Annotated in this window: 9 protein-coding genes; 4 read left to right on the top strand and 5 right to left on the bottom strand. The window is 69.0% G+C overall.

All coding sequences use genetic code 11. From position 1 onward, the window contains the following. Positions 1-109: 109 nt before the first annotated feature. Positions 110-3,487: a pyruvate carboxylase gene (locus tag ACWGE0_RS17495; protein WP_452261916.1), complete on the bottom strand. Its 3,378-nt coding sequence runs from the start codon at positions 3,485-3,487 to the stop codon at positions 110-112. Positions 3,488-3,803: 316 nt separating this feature from the next. On the opposite strand from ACWGE0_RS17495, the gene ACWGE0_RS17490 reads away from it, so the two are divergent. Beyond that, a complete protein-coding gene (locus ACWGE0_RS17490) occupies positions 3,804-5,126 on the top strand; it encodes a hypothetical protein (protein WP_452261915.1) in 1,323 nt (440 codons plus the stop codon). A gap of 10 nt (positions 5,127-5,136) precedes the next feature. Here ACWGE0_RS17490 and ACWGE0_RS17485 read toward each other — a convergent pair whose 3' ends face one another. From ACWGE0_RS17485 to ACWGE0_RS17475, 3 genes are all read right to left on the bottom strand, one after another. Next, on the bottom strand, positions 5,137-6,264 hold the full coding sequence (locus ACWGE0_RS17485; RefSeq protein WP_452261914.1) for a hypothetical protein: 1,128 nt from the start codon (positions 6,262-6,264) through the stop codon (positions 5,137-5,139). Positions 6,265-6,352: 88 nt separating this feature from the next. After that, positions 6,353-8,509 carry an ATP-dependent DNA helicase RecG gene (recG, locus tag ACWGE0_RS17480; RefSeq protein WP_452261913.1) on the bottom strand — a complete coding sequence of 719 codons (2,157 nt, stop codon included), beginning with the start codon at positions 8,507-8,509 and terminating at the stop codon, positions 6,353-6,355. Between the two features lie 14 nt (positions 8,510-8,523). Then, positions 8,524-10,134: a DAK2 domain-containing protein gene (locus ACWGE0_RS17475; protein WP_452261912.1), complete on the bottom strand. Its 1,611-nt coding sequence runs from the start codon at positions 10,132-10,134 to the stop codon at positions 8,524-8,526. Between the two features lie 148 nt (positions 10,135-10,282). On the opposite strand from ACWGE0_RS17475, the gene rpmB reads away from it, so the two are divergent. The 3 genes from rpmB to ACWGE0_RS17460 all read left to right on the top strand — a co-directional run bounded on the left by rpmB (position 10,283) and on the right by ACWGE0_RS17460 (position 12,640). Further along, entirely contained in the window at positions 10,283-10,474 is a 192-nt protein-coding gene (gene rpmB / locus ACWGE0_RS17470; RefSeq protein ID WP_030467945.1) for a 50S ribosomal protein L28, read from the top strand. A 160-nt stretch (positions 10,475-10,634) separates the two neighbouring features. Next, positions 10,635-11,762, top strand: a complete 1,128-nt coding sequence (locus tag ACWGE0_RS17465; protein ID WP_452261911.1) for a nucleotide disphospho-sugar-binding domain-containing protein — start codon at positions 10,635-10,637, stop codon at positions 11,760-11,762. Continuing rightward, positions 11,759-12,640, top strand: a complete 882-nt coding sequence (locus tag ACWGE0_RS17460; RefSeq protein ID WP_452261910.1) for an NAD-dependent epimerase/dehydratase family protein — start codon at positions 11,759-11,761, stop codon at positions 12,638-12,640. Before ACWGE0_RS17465 ends, ACWGE0_RS17460 begins: the two co-directional genes overlap by 4 nt. Here ACWGE0_RS17460 and ACWGE0_RS17455 read toward each other — a convergent pair. Beyond that, a complete protein-coding gene (locus tag ACWGE0_RS17455; protein ID WP_452262087.1) occupies positions 12,583-13,776 on the bottom strand; it encodes an MFS transporter in 1,194 nt (397 codons plus the stop codon). The two genes, ACWGE0_RS17460 and ACWGE0_RS17455, sit on opposite strands and share 58 nt — an antisense overlap. Positions 13,777-13,778 lie beyond the last annotated feature (2 nt).

Here is a 13,778-nt window from a genome sequence, read left to right as displayed (position 1 = left end):
CCCTCTTCCCTGACCTGTGCCCGGTGCAACGCAGGGAATGGTCGTCGAGTTCCACACCGCCCGCACGACGAAGGGCCCGGCCAGCCGGCCGGGCCCTTCGCGAGAACAGTTATTCCAGGACGATCAGCAGATCTCCGCCCTCGACCTGCTGGGCCCCGCGCAACGCCAGGCGCTGCACCTTGCCCGCCTTCGGAGCGGTGATCGCGGCCTCCATCTTCATGGCCTCGATGGTCGCGACCGTCTGGCCCGCATCGACCGAATCACCCTCGGCCACCGCTGCCGTCACCACGCCGGCGAACGGCGCCGCGACGTGGTTCGGGTTCGTCCGGTCGGCCTTCTCCGCGGCCGGGATGTCCGCCGCCACGGATTTGTCGCGGACCTGGATCGGCCGCAGCTGGCCGTTCAGGGTCGCCATGACCGTGCGGATGCCGCGTGCGTCGGCCTCGGAGATCGCCTCCAGCCCGATCAGCAGTCGCACACCGGGCTCCAGGTCGACGGAGTACTCCTCGCCGGGACGCAGGCCGTAGAAGAAGTCCTTGGAGCGCAACACCGACGTGTCACCGTAGGCGTCGCGGTGAACGCGGAACTCCTTGGTGGGCGCCGGGAACAGCAGCCGGTTCAGCGTCGCCCGCCGGTCGTCGACCAGGCCCGCCTCGTCCTCCGGGGACAGCTCCTCGATCGGCTTCGGCGCCGGACGGCCCTCGAGGGCCTTGCTGCGGAACGGCTCCGGCCAGCCGCCGGGCGGGTCGCCCAGCTCGCCGTGCAGGAAGCCGATCACCGAGGCCGGGATGTCGAACTTGCCGGGGTCCGCCTCGAAGTCCTTCGGTGCCACGCCCGCGCCCACGAGGTGCAGCGCGAGGTCGCCGACGACCTTGGACGACGGCGTCACCTTGACCAGGTGGCCGAGCATGCGGTCGGCGGCCGCGTACATCGACTCGATCTCCTCGAACTTCTCGCCCAGGCCCAGTGCGACGGCCTGGGTGCGCAGGTTCGAGAGCTGACCACCGGGGATCTCGTGGTGGTACACGCGGCCGGTCGGGCCGGGGATGCCGGACTCGAACGGCGCGTAGATCTTGCGCACGGCCTCCCAGTACGGCTCGAGGTCGCACACGTTCTGCAGGTTGAGGCCCGTGCTGTGCTCGGTGTGGTCGGTCAGCGCCACGATCGACGACAGCGGCGGCTGCGACGTCGTGCCCGCCATCGACGCGGCGGCGCCGTCGATCGCGTCCACCCCGGCCTGGATCGAGGCCAGGTAGGTCGCGAGCTGGCCACCGGCCGTGTCGTGCGTGTGGAGGTGGACCGGGAGGTCGAACTCCTTGCGCAGCGCGGAGATCAGCCGTGCCGCGGCGGGTGCGCGCAGCAGACCGGCCATGTCCTTGACGGCCAGCACGTGTGCGCCCGCACCGACGATCTGCTCGGCGAGCTTGAGGTAGTAGTCCAGTGTGTACAGACGCTCGTCCGGGTTGGACAGGTCGCTGGTGTAGCACAGGGCGACCTCGGCGATCGCCGTCCCGGTCTCGCGCACGGCCTCGATCGCCGGGCGCATCTGCTCGACGTCGTTGAGCGCGTCGAAGATCCGGAAGATGTCGATGCCGGTGTTCGTGGCTTCCTGCACGAACGCCTTGGTGACCGCCTCGGGGTACGGCGTGTAGCCGACCGTGTTGCGGCCGCGCAGCAGCATCTGCAGGTTGATGTTCGGCACGGCCTCGCGCAGTGCGGCGAGCCGCTCCCACGGGTCTTCCGCGAGGAACCGCAGCGCCACGTCGTAGGTCGCGCCGCCCCAGCACTCCAGGGACAGCAGCTCCGGCGTCATGCGCGCGACGTGCGGCGCGACGGCGAGCAGGTCCTTGGTCCGCACTCGGGTGGCGAGCAGCGACTGGTGCGCGTCGCGGAACGTCGTGTCCGTGACGCCGACGGCCTTGCTCTCCCGCATCCACCGCGCGAAGCCCTCAGGACCGAGCTCGACGAGCTTCTGCTTGGAACCGGCGGGCGGTTCGGCGTTCAGGTCGATGATCGGCAGCTTCTCGCGCGGGTCCACCGCGGTCGGGCGGGTGCCGTTCGGGTGGTTGACCGTGACGTCCGCGAGGTAGGTCAGCAGACGCGTGCCGCGGTCGGCCGAGTGGCGCGCGGTCAGCAGGTGCGGGCGCTTCTCGATGAACGACGTGGTGACGCGGCCCTCGTAGAAGTCCGGGTCGTCCAGAACCGCCTGGAGGAACGGGATGTTCGTGGACACACCGCGGATGCGGAACTCCGCGATCGCACGGCGCGCACGGGCGACGGCGAGCTCGAAGTTGCGGCCGCGGCAGGTGAGCTTCACCAGCATCGAGTCGAAGTGCGCGCCGATCGCCATGCCCGCGCCGGCCGTGCCGCCGTCGAGGCGGATGCCGGAGCCACCGGGCGAGCGGTAGGCGCTGATCATGCCGGTGTCCGGGCGGAACCCGTTGGCGGGATCCTCCGTCGTGATGCGGCACTGCAGCGCCGCACCGCGCAGCTGGACGGTGTCCTGCGACAGACCGAGGTCGTCGAGCGTCTCGCCGGACGCGATGCGCATCTGCGACTGCACGAGGTCGACGTCGGTCACCTCTTCGGTGACCGTGTGCTCGACCTGGATGCGCGGGTTCATCTCGATGAAGACGTAGTGGCCCTGCGGGTCGAGCAGGAACTCGACGGTGCCGGCGTTGCGGTAGCCGATGTGCCTGGCGAACTTCACCGCGTCGGCACAGATCCGGTCACGCAGCTCGGGCGCCAGGTTCGGCGCCGGCGCGATCTCGATGACCTTCTGGTGGCGCCGCTGCACGGAACAGTCGCGCTCGAACAGGTGGATCACGTTGCCCTGGCCGTCGGCGAGGATCTGCACCTCGATGTGGCGCGGTTCGACCACGGCCTGCTCGAGGAACACCGTCGGATCGCCGAACGCCGACTCCGCTTCACGAGAAGCCGCCTCGAGCGCCTCACGCAACGCGGCCGGGTCGTCGACCTTGCGCATGCCGCGGCCACCGCCACCGGCAACCGCCTTGACGAACACCGGGAAACGCATCGTCTTCGACGCTTCGAGCAGCTCGTCGACGTCCGACGACGGCGCGCTCGACTCCAGCACCGGCAGCCCGGCCTCGCGGGCGGCCGCGATCGCGCGCGCCTTGTTGCCCGTCAGCTCCAGAACCTCGGCGACGGGGCCGACGAACGTGAGACCCGCCTCACGGCAAGCCAGCGCGAGTTCCGGATTTTCGGACAGGAAGCCGTAACCGGGGTAGATCGCGTCGGCACCGGCCTTGCGGGCGGCCTTGATGATCTCTTCGACGGAGAGATACGCGCGCACGGGGTGACCGGGCTCGCCGATCTCGTAAGACTCGTCCGCCTTCAACCGGTGCAGCGAGTTTCGGTCCTCGTGAGGGAAAACGGCGACCGTTCCCGCGCCCAGTTCGTAGGCGGCCCGGAACGCGCGAATCGCGATCTCGCCGCGGTTGGCGACAAGAACCTTGCGGAACATCCGTAGCCCTCCCGGTATTGCTCAGCGGTCAGTTCGGGCACGTTACCGTGCGACTCTTGCCTGTTGGGAGGACTGTCCCACGTGATGGGTGTCATCGTGATCGGTCTTGCTCGTGACAATTCTCGCGTGTGGGGAGCTAGATGGACACCCACCACCCGGTCAGCTGCGGCCGGTAGTGGGATTAACCAGATCGAGTGACGATCTTGGGAAACATCTCGGTAGGGTGAGCCATATGGCCGGGGCTGATGGAGCCGGGCAGCCTACTGCCCGCACACCGCATTTCGACGTTGTCCTTCGTGGTTACAACCAGCGACAGGTGAATGAACGAGTCACTCGCCTCGAGTTCGACCTCAAGAACTCCAACCGCTCCCGAGACGCGGCTGCCGCGCAGGTGGCAGAGCTGACCAAGCTCCTGAACTCGATGCGCGCCGATCTCGACAAGACCAAGATGCAGCTCCACAACCTCGCCAACAGCCCCGTGAGCGCGTCCAACGTCACCGAGCGTGTTCGCGTGATGATGAGCCTCGCCGAGGAAGAGATCGCGGACATCCGCAAGGACGCCCTCGACAAAGCCGCCGCCACGCGCGGCGAGGCCGAGAAGTGGGCGGCCGATCAGCGCGACAGCCACAACCGCCTGCTCGCCGAGACCGAGGCCCGCCGCAAGCAGCTGGAGGTCACCTACCAGCAGCGCCACGCCGAGCTCGACCAGCAGTTCGCCGGCCGCAAGTCCGAGCTGGAGGCCGAGTACGCCGCGTTGCGCACGAAGCTGACCTCCGAGCACGAGGCCCTGGTCGCCGAGGTGCGTGCCGACGCCGAGCGCGTCGCCACCGAGTTCGACAAGAAGTCGGCCGACCTGGACGCCCGTCGCGTGGAGCTCGACGCGAAGTACAAGGCGTACCACGACACGCTCGACAAGGAGTACGACGGCCTCAAGGCGACGCTGACCGCCGAGCACAAGAAGGTGCTCGCGGACGCCCGGTCCGAGGCCGAGCGGATCGCCGCCGAGTCCGAGGTCACGCGGGTCGAGGCGCTGCAGAAGCTCGACGACGCCCTCAAGCTCAAGCAGTCCGAGGCCGAGAAGGCGCTCGCCGACCTCGAGGCCGAGTCGCTCGCCAAAGCCGAGAAGACCACGTCCGACGCGTCCGCGCAGGCAGTTGCCCTGGTCAGCGCGGCGGAGGACAAGGCGGCCACGACCCTGCGCGAGGCGTCCGACAAGGCGGAGGCCACCGTCGCGGACGCCGAGCAGAAGGCGGCTTCGGTGGTGCGCGAGGCCGACGAGAAGGCTTCGACGCTCGTCCGCGACGCCGAGGCCAAGACGTCGGCGCTGGTGCGCGAGGCCGACGAGAAGGCTTCGACGCTCGTCCGCGACGCCGAGGCCAGGACGTCGGCGCTGGTGCGCGAGGCGGAGGAGAAGAGGGCCGCCGCGGTCGCCCAGGCCGACCAGCGCGCCGCCGCCGCGGCCGAGAAGGAAGCGTCACTGCGTTCGGCGCACGACAACCTCGCGACCCAGTTCCACGCCGCCCAGGCAGCGGTGGACGCGGCGATGTCCGTGCTGAAGCCGCTGGACGACGCCGAGAAGGCCGACGAGGACAAGGACAGGGACAAGACCCAGCAGCTGCCCAAGCCGCGCGAGAACTGAGCTCTTTCGATCAGCCGGGGAACGGCGGCAGGCTGCCCGTGGCCCAGCTCGTGTGGCAGCCGCCGTTCGCCGCGTGGTCGCTGGCGAACCCGATGAGCGCCGTGCCGTCCAGCGAGGCCACCGCCGCCGGGTGGTAGTTCGGGCAGTAGTTGTCGCGCGCCCCCGGCACCGGAACCGGCGCGGCGACCTCGTACCAGCCGTCCCTGCCGCCGTTCTCCGAGACGAAGACCGTCCTGCCGTTGCCGGGGTCGACCTTGCCGTCCTTGGACATCAGCATCTGCCCCATGAGAATCACCCGGCCCTCAGGCGTGCCGTTGGGCGCGAGGGCGATCGACGGCGTGTGCGCGAAGTACTTGCCGTCTTTGGTCGTCGGCCTGGTCCCGGACCAGGCCGGATCACCCCAGCCGACGCCGTCGGGCGAAGTGCGGTGGTACGCCTCGCAGAAGTACTGGTTCGGCTGCGCGCAGATCTCGTACATCATGTAGTACTGGCCCGTCGGCAGCCTCTTGACCTGCGCCATCCCCGGCCGCAGCCCCTTCTGGCGCATCGCGACGACCTTCTCCTTGGCCGACCAGCCGACCCCGTCGGCCGAGACGGTGCGCCCGATGTACTGGCTGTGCCCGGGGTCCGTCTCGTCGGCGAAGTAGCAGTTGAGCCGGCCTCGGGCGTCGACCGACAGATCCGGCTCCCACAGCCCGCCCAGAGGTTTGGCCCGCGCGCACTCGGACAGGTACGTCCACGTCTCGCCGGCGTCCGCGCTGCGCCAGATCCGCGCCTTCAGCGTCTCTTCCTTGATGCCCACCGAGCCCACCCACAGCACCGTGCCGGCGGGCATGGCGCCGACCTGGCTCGGCAGCTCGAACAGGTGCCCGCAGCAGGTCGCGTACGTGCTCGCGGTGTCGGTGAAGGCGGCGATCCGCTTGAACTTCTTGCCGGCCCGGCCGGCGCGAAGAATGTCCACGACGTGGTTGCCGTGCAGCGCCAGCAGGATGGATCCCCGCTGGGGGCCGTGCTCCAGGCGGATCGCGTGGGGGTAGCGGGACTCTTCACCGGTCAGCACGACGGGGTCCGCGAGGGCCGGCGCCTGGTTTGCGACGGCGAGAACGGCGACGAGCGCGGTGATGATCAGGCGGCGCACGGATGGGAACGTACGACGCCGGCCGGACAGATCCGGCACCTGCCACGCGGACACCTTCAGGTGATGTCGTGACCAGGCCGCATCCTGCCTAGGCCTTCTCCAGGAAGTCCGCCCTCTCCTCCGTCAGCAGCGTCGCCACCATCCCCGCGAGCCCGGGGTGCTTCGCCAGGTCCGGATCCGCGTCCACCACCAGCTGAGCCGCCACGCGGGCGTCCGCGATGATGTCCTCGTCGCGCAACAGCGAGAGCATCTTCAGGCCCGAGCGGCGGCCGGACTGCGCGGCGCCCAGGATGTCGCCCTCGCGGCGCAGTTCGAGGTCGAGCTGGGCGAGTTCGAAACCGTCCAGAGTGGACTCGACGGCGCGCAGGCGTTCCATGGTCGCGGTCATCTCGGGCATCTCCGTCACCAGCAGGCAGAGGCCGGGCGCGCTGCCTCGGCCCACGCGGCCGCGGAGCTGGTGCAGCTGCGAGACGCCGAAGCGGTCCGCGTCCATGATGGCCATGACGGTGGCGTTCGGGACGTTGACGCCCACCTCGATGACGGTGGTGGCGACGAGCACCTGGACCTGGTTGGCCGAGAAGGCGCGCATCACGGCGTCCTTCTCGTCGGACGGCATGCGGCCGTGCAGGATTTCGATGCGCAGGCCGCGCAACGGGCCCTGCGCCAGCATGTTCGCCACGTCGACCACGGACAGGGCCGGGCGCTTGTCCTCGTCCTCGGACTTCGCCGGCTCCTCGTCGCCGATGCGCGGGCAGACGAAGTAGGCCTGGTGGCCGGCGGCGACTTCTTCGCGCACGCGGGCGAACGCGCGGTCGAGCCACGTCGGCTTCTCGCGCACGGGCACCACGGAGGTCTTGATCGGCGAGCGGCCGCCGGGCAACTCGCGCAGCGCGGACACTTCGAGGTCGCCGTACACGGTCATGGCCACCGTGCGCGGGATCGGTGTCGCGGTCATCACCAGCACGTGCGGGTTTTCCCGTTCACCCCGCGCACTAAGAGCGGCGCGTTGCTCGACGCCGAAGCGGTGCTGTTCGTCCACCACGACCAGGCCCAGCGAGTAGAACTCGACCTTCTCCTGGATGATCGCGTGCGTGCCGACGACGATGCCCGCCTCGCCGGTCACGATGTCGAGCAACGCCTGGCGCCGCTGCGCCGTGTTCATCGAGCCCGTCAGCAACGTCACGCGTGTGGCGTCCTCCGCGCCGCCCAGCTGACCGGCTTGGGCGAGGTCGCCGAGCATCTCCTGCAACGAGCGAGCGTGTTGTGCCGCAAGGACTTCGGTGGGTGCGAGCATCGCGGACTGACGGCCCGCGTCGACGGCCTGGAGCATTGCTCGCAACGCGACCATCGTTTTGCCCGAGCCGACCTCGCCTTGCAGCAGGCGGTTCATCGGCACGACGGACGTGATGTCGGTGGCGATCTGCTCGCCGACCTCCACCTGGCCGTTGGTGAGCTTGAAGGGCAGCCGCGCGTCGAACGCGTCCAGGATGCCGCCGGACCGGCGCGCGCAGGACGGTGCCGGGCGGGCCGTGGACGCCTTGCGGCGCTGGGCCAGGGCCAGCTGCACGGCCAGCGCCTCGTCCCACTTCAACCGCAGCTGCGCCACGGAGATCTCCGCCCAGCTCTCCGGCCGGTGGATCGCCCGCAGGGCGGATTCCAGCCCGATCAGGCCGTGCTCGGCGCGGAAGTCGGAGGGCAGCGGGTCCTCAGGCACGCCGTCCCAGATCTCCAGCAGCTGCTTCACGCAGTTCGCGATGTTCCACGTGTTGATGTGCTGCGAGGCCGGGTAGACGGGCAGGAACGTCTGCAGGAACGATGATCCGTCCTGCTCCGCGGTCAGGATCTCGAACGCCGGGTGCACCAGCTGCAGGTTCTGGCGGTAGCGGCCGACCTTGCCCGCGAACAGGGCGCGCGTGCCCGGCAGGAGTTCCTGCTCGGCCACGAACGCCACCTTGCCGAAGAACACCAGGTGCAGCTCGGAGGTGCCGTCGGTGATCACGGCCTCGGTCATGTGGCCGTGCCGCGCCTTCATCCGCCTCTTGGTGCACTTGCGGACCTCGGCCTGCACGGTGACGTGCTCGTCGATTTCCAGCGAGCGGATGTCGGTCAGCTTCCCGCGCTCGTCGTACCGGCGCGGGTAGTGGCGCAGCAGGTCACCGACCGTCGTGAGGCCGAGGCCGGTCTCCAGTGCGTCGGCGGTCTTCTTGCCGAGCAACGGCTGCAGCTTGTCGTCGAAGGAGATCATCGCGCCCTATTGAACTACTCGACACCGACAAAAATGACCGCGTCCGGCTGACCGCCCGGATACGCCGTCACTTCCACCTCCGGATGGGTGACCCGCAGGTGGTCCTCGAGCACGTCCACCAAACCATCCGGACTGTCCGCGCCCAAAATCACGGTCACCAGCTCGCCGCCGCCGTTGAGCATGCGGTCGACCAGCCGGCAGGACAGGTCCATCAACGTCTCCGGCGACGCGGGACCTGGCTCGATCAGCACGACCTCGCCGTCCAGCATGCCCAGCAGGTCGCCCGGCTGGCAGCGGCCGACCCACGTGATGGCCTCGTCGGCGGCGATCGAGAGCTCACCGCGACGCGTGGCGGCAGCGGCCTCGGCCATCGCGACAACGTCGTCACCGGCACGCCTGGACGGGTCGTGCACCGCCAACGCCGCGAGTGCCTGCACGGGCGAGAACGTCGGCACCACCACTACGTCCTGCCCTGCGGCCTGTGCGTACGCCACGGCCTCCTCGAGCGCCTCGCGGATGTCCGGATCGCCAGGTAGTACGGCGACGTGGCGCGCGCGCGTCGACACGATGGACGACAACAGGTCCGTGGGCGTCGCCGAAGTAGTAGCGAGGTCGAACACCGCGGCACCTTCCGCACGGAACAGGTCCACGGCGCCGCTCACCACCACCACGATCGCCCGGTCGCGCACGAACCGTGAAGCCTGCGCGGCGATCTGGTCGGCGAACCGCGCCACCGTGATGCGGTGCGGACGCCCAGCGCGCACACCCGCCTCGATCGCCGCACCGATGTCGTTGCAGTGCACGTGCACGGTCCACAAAGAAGCACCGTCGCCCACGACAGACACGCAGTCGCCGAGCATGTTCAACGACGCACGCAGCTCCACGACCGCGTCCTCCGAGGTGTCGTCGAGCAGGTACATGACCTCGTACTCGAACTCCGACGACCCGCTCTCGCGCGCGGTCGTCAGCGACTCGGGCGTGCGCGGCAGCAACGGCGCGTCCATCGGGGTTTCCACGGTCTGACCGGTGATCACCGCGGCCAGTGTGTCCAACAACACAACGAGGCCGCGCCCGCCGGCGTCCACCACTCCTGCTTTGGCCAGCACGGCCAGCTGACGAGGCGTGTCAGCCAACGCGACGGCACCCGCGCGCGAGGCCGCCAGCACCACCTCGTCGAGTTCGTCGGACGGGCAGTCACGCGCGGCCTCGGCGGCAGCGTGCAGCACTGACAGGACCGTGCCGGCCACCGGCTTGGACACAGCGGCCGTGGCGAGCTCGTCAGACCGTTGCAGGCCCTTGCGCAGCGCCGAGCCGGTGACGAGGGACACCTCCTGCACGGTCTCCGCCAGCCCCCTGAGCACCTGGGACAGGATCACGCCGGAGTTGCCGCGCGCCCCCGCGAGCGCGCCTCGGGCCAACGCGGACAGCGCGTCACCCACCGTGGAGATCGGCGACCGCAGCAGTGCGTCGAGGGCCGACTGCATCGTGTGCAGCAGGTTGGTGCCCGTGTCACCATCGGGCACGGGGAAGACGTTGATCTGGTCGATGGACTCCCGATTGGCGTCCAACGACCGCACGCATGCGTCCGCCCACCTGCGCACCGCGACCGCATCCATGACCTGCATGGCGGCGAGAGTATCCACCCGGTTTGGTCGCGAGTGAGGCCACCGGCTACCCTGATTGGGTTGCCGTGCCCGGTTGAGGCTTGTGCACGCTTGCGCGCCCACCGGGACGCGAGACTTACCGCTTGAGGAACCTGAAGGAGTGGCTGACGTGGCTGCCGTGTGCGACGTCTGTGGCAAGGGGCCGGGCTTCGGCCATTCGGTTTCGCACTCCCAGCGGAAGACGAACCGCCGCTGGAACCCGAACATCCAGTCTGTGCGCGCCAAGGTTTCGGCCTCGCAGCGCCAGCGGATCAACGTGTGCACGTCCTGCCTGAAGGCCGGCAAGGTCGTGCGCGGCTGATCACCGCCACAGTTCGTTTTTAGTTCAGGAAGAGCCCGGCTTCGGCCGGGCTCTTCTGCTTTTCCGGAAAGTTCACGGAAAAACCCAGTCAAGACGTGTAGTTGACTCGCCAATCAAGACGATGTTGAAACAATCCCGAACCTGCCCTTACGTTGGTTGAGTGCGAGTCCTGGTGACAAGCTGTCCGGGTTACGGGCACCTGTATCCACTTATTCCACTCAGCTGGGCGTTGACCAACGCCGGGCATGACGTGCTGCTCGCGCTGCCTGACCGGTTCGCGCAGGTGGGAGCCGCTACCGGGCTACCGGCCGCAGCGGTGGGCGAGGTGTCCATCCGGACTGTCTTCGCGAACTCGAATCACGCACTTTATTCCGAAAATGTGACCGAGGCTCTGATCGAGCACGTCACCGAGCATTACGCGAAAATCGCCCATTTCACGGTCCCGAGCGTGATCGATCTGGCCGAGAGATGGCGACCGGATGCCGTAATGCACACACCGTGGGAGTACGCGGGGCCGATCGCCGCCGCACGACTCGGGATTCCGCTCGTCCGGCACACCTGGGGTGTCGCGCTGCCGCCCGAGCTGGCCGCCGCGGAGGCCGTCACGCTCGAACCGGTGCACCGCGAGTGGGGATTCCCGGACGACCCGGCGCTGCTCGTGGACGTCTGCCCGCCGTCACTTCAGTACCCGGACGCGCCGGAAGGCCTGCCGATGGCCTACACCGCCTACAACGGCTCAGGTGTGCTCCCCGCGTGGCTGTTCGAGCCACGCACGAGGCCGAGGATCTGCGTCACGCTCGGCAGCGTGCCCGTCCCAGGTGGCGAACACGACCGTGTGCTGCGCACGGTTCTCGCAGGACTCAAGACCATCGACGCCGACGTGTTGGTGATCACGGGCGGCGGCGCGCTCGACCCCGGCACCGTCCCCGCCAACGCTCGCGTCGTCGACTGGGTGCCGCTCAACCAGGTGCTCCGGGTGTGTGACGCCGTGATCCATCACGGCGGGTCGGGCACGACCATGACCTCGCTGCACGCGGGACTGCCCCAGCTGGCCCTGCCGCAGATGTGTGACCAGCACCGCCACGCCGACCGCGCGGAAGCGGTCGGCGCCGCAAGCAAGCTGCTCGGAGACGACGTCACCGCGGACATCGTCCGCGACCACGCCCGCCGGATGCTCGACGATCCAGCGCCGCGCGTGGCCGCGGAGAAGATCCGCGACGAGATGCGGGCACTGCCGCCACCCGCAGCCGTCGTCTCGACTCTCACCCAACTCGTGGAGGCGACATGAAGACAGTGGTGGTGACGGGCGCGGGCGGGTTCATCGGCTCGCACGTCGTGGAAACCCTGCTGAGCACCAACGCCCGTGTAGTCGCCTTGTACCGCACGGATCCACCGCCGTTCACCGCGCCGAATCTCCAGACGTTCCCGCTCGATCTGCGCGACGAGAACGAACTGCGCGCGGTCCTGCGGTACGCGGCACCCGGCGCGGACACGGTGATCCACACCGCCGCGATGGACGGCAACGCGGCGTTCAAGCGCGACAACACCGCCCTGATCTTCGACACGAACCTGCGCATCGGCTCGAACGTGCTCAACTGCGCCCGCGAAACCGGTGTCGGGAACATCGTGCTGGTCAGCTCCGCCGAGGCGTCCGTCGAGTCGGACAACGGTTACGCGCTCTCGAAGTCCGTGGTCGAACTGCTGGCAGAGCAGTACCGCAAGCAGTACGGCATGCGGATCTTCCTGCCGCGCCCGTCGAACGTCTACGGTCCGCGGGACAAGGTCGACAGGGTGATCCCGGCGATGATCACCAGGATCACCTCCGGTCAGGACGTCGAGATCTGGGGCGACGGCTCGCAGACGCGGTCGTTCGTCCACGTGCGCGACGTCGTGACCGCGATGCTGGAGATGGTCGCCCAGGACGCCGACGACGTGCTGACCGTGGCGTCCCGCGAGACCATCTCGATCCTCGAACTGGCTCGGACGTTGTGCGCGCTCCTGGACGTGCCCGAGCGTGTGCGGCTCGATCTCACCAAACCGACCGGCGCGCCCCCTCGCCCGTTCGACACCACGCGGATGTACCAGCTGGTCACACCACGGGCGCTGCGTCAGGGGCTTGGCGAGACAGTGTCCTGGTACCGGTCCACGTCACCGTTGGCGGCCTGACGGCGCAGGGCTCGGTGCACGAACACCAGGCACGCGACACCGCTGAGCAACGCCCCGGTGCCGCCCAGCGCGAACACCGCCCGAGGCCCCATGAACAGCAACAACAGGCCTGCGGTGGCCGTGCCGAGCAGGTTCGCGCCGGTCACCATCGACCCAACGGCGGCGAACGCCCGCCCGCGCATCTTCTCGGGCGTGCGCAGCCGGACGATCGCGTTCACCGCGACGTTGTCCACGCCGTTCGACACACCACCGATCAACCAGCCGATCCCGGCCGCCACGACGAACGGGAAGGTGGCCGGAATCAGCACCGCGATGCCCGTGGTGATGCCGGTGATCGCGAGCGCGTACGCCACCTGGGGAACGGTCGTCAGCCGCGCGGACAGCCTGTTGCCGACGATCACGCCGATCATCCAGCACGCCTGCATCGCACCCAGCAGGAACTCGTCGCCGTGCAACACGAACCGCACGAACGCGGGGTCGGCCACGTTGATCACCACAACGGCGCCGACGAAGCACGCCAGCCCGAGAATCGCCGCGAACAACACGGGATCGCGCCGCACGTGGCGAATGCCGGCCAGCGCGCTCGGCCGCTTCTCGTGTTCGCCGGACGGCCTGCGTTCCGAGCGCACGAACGCCAGCAGCGCGGCGAAAACGATGAATGTGCAGCCGTCGATGAGCATCGCCGAGGCGTGACCGAAGAACCCGGCCAGCAACGCGCCACCGGTCACGCCCGCGATGTTGCCGATGCTGCGCGAGGTGCCGAGCCACGCATAACCGCGCGTCGCTTCTTCTTCGCCCGCGATGTGCGGCATCAACGAGGAGGTGGCCGGCTGGGCGACGGCACGACCGCAGCCGGACAGGAACACCAGGGCCACGACGAACACGGGCTGACCCATCAACGGCGCGATGGCGGCGATCGCGGCGCCCTGGAACAGCAACGCGATGATCAGCAGGCGGCGGTTGGGCAGTCTGTCCACAAGGACACCGGCCAGCGGTGCGCCGAGCACGAGCGGCAGCAGTTCCGCGACCAGGATCGCGGCGACGAGCAACGAGCTGATCGGCGTCGCCCAGAACAACAGGACGAGCAGCGACAACGCGTTGCCGAACTCGGAGACGGCCGCTCCCGCGGCCGTCAGCC

This window comes from Lentzea sp. NPDC054927 (assembly GCF_053610285.1).
Note: the sequence above shows the minus strand (reverse complement) of the source record. Positions and strands in the feature narration are given on the sequence as shown.

Excerpts from the sequence above, each read along its gene's own strand:
- ACWGE0_RS17495 (WP_452261916.1), bottom strand. The coding sequence starts at position 3,487 with ATGTTCCGCAAGGTTCTTGTCGCCAACCGCGGCGAGATCGCGATTCGC.
- recG (WP_452261913.1), bottom strand. The coding sequence starts at position 8,509 with ATGATCTCCTTCGACGACAAGCTGCAGCCGTTGCTCGGCAAGAAGACC.
- ACWGE0_RS17475 (WP_452261912.1), bottom strand. The coding sequence starts at position 10,134 with ATGCAGGTCATGGATGCGGTCGCGGTGCGCAGGTGGGCGGACGCATGC.
- ACWGE0_RS17460 (WP_452261910.1), top strand. The coding sequence starts at position 11,759 with ATGAAGACAGTGGTGGTGACGGGCGCGGGCGGGTTCATCGGCTCGCAC.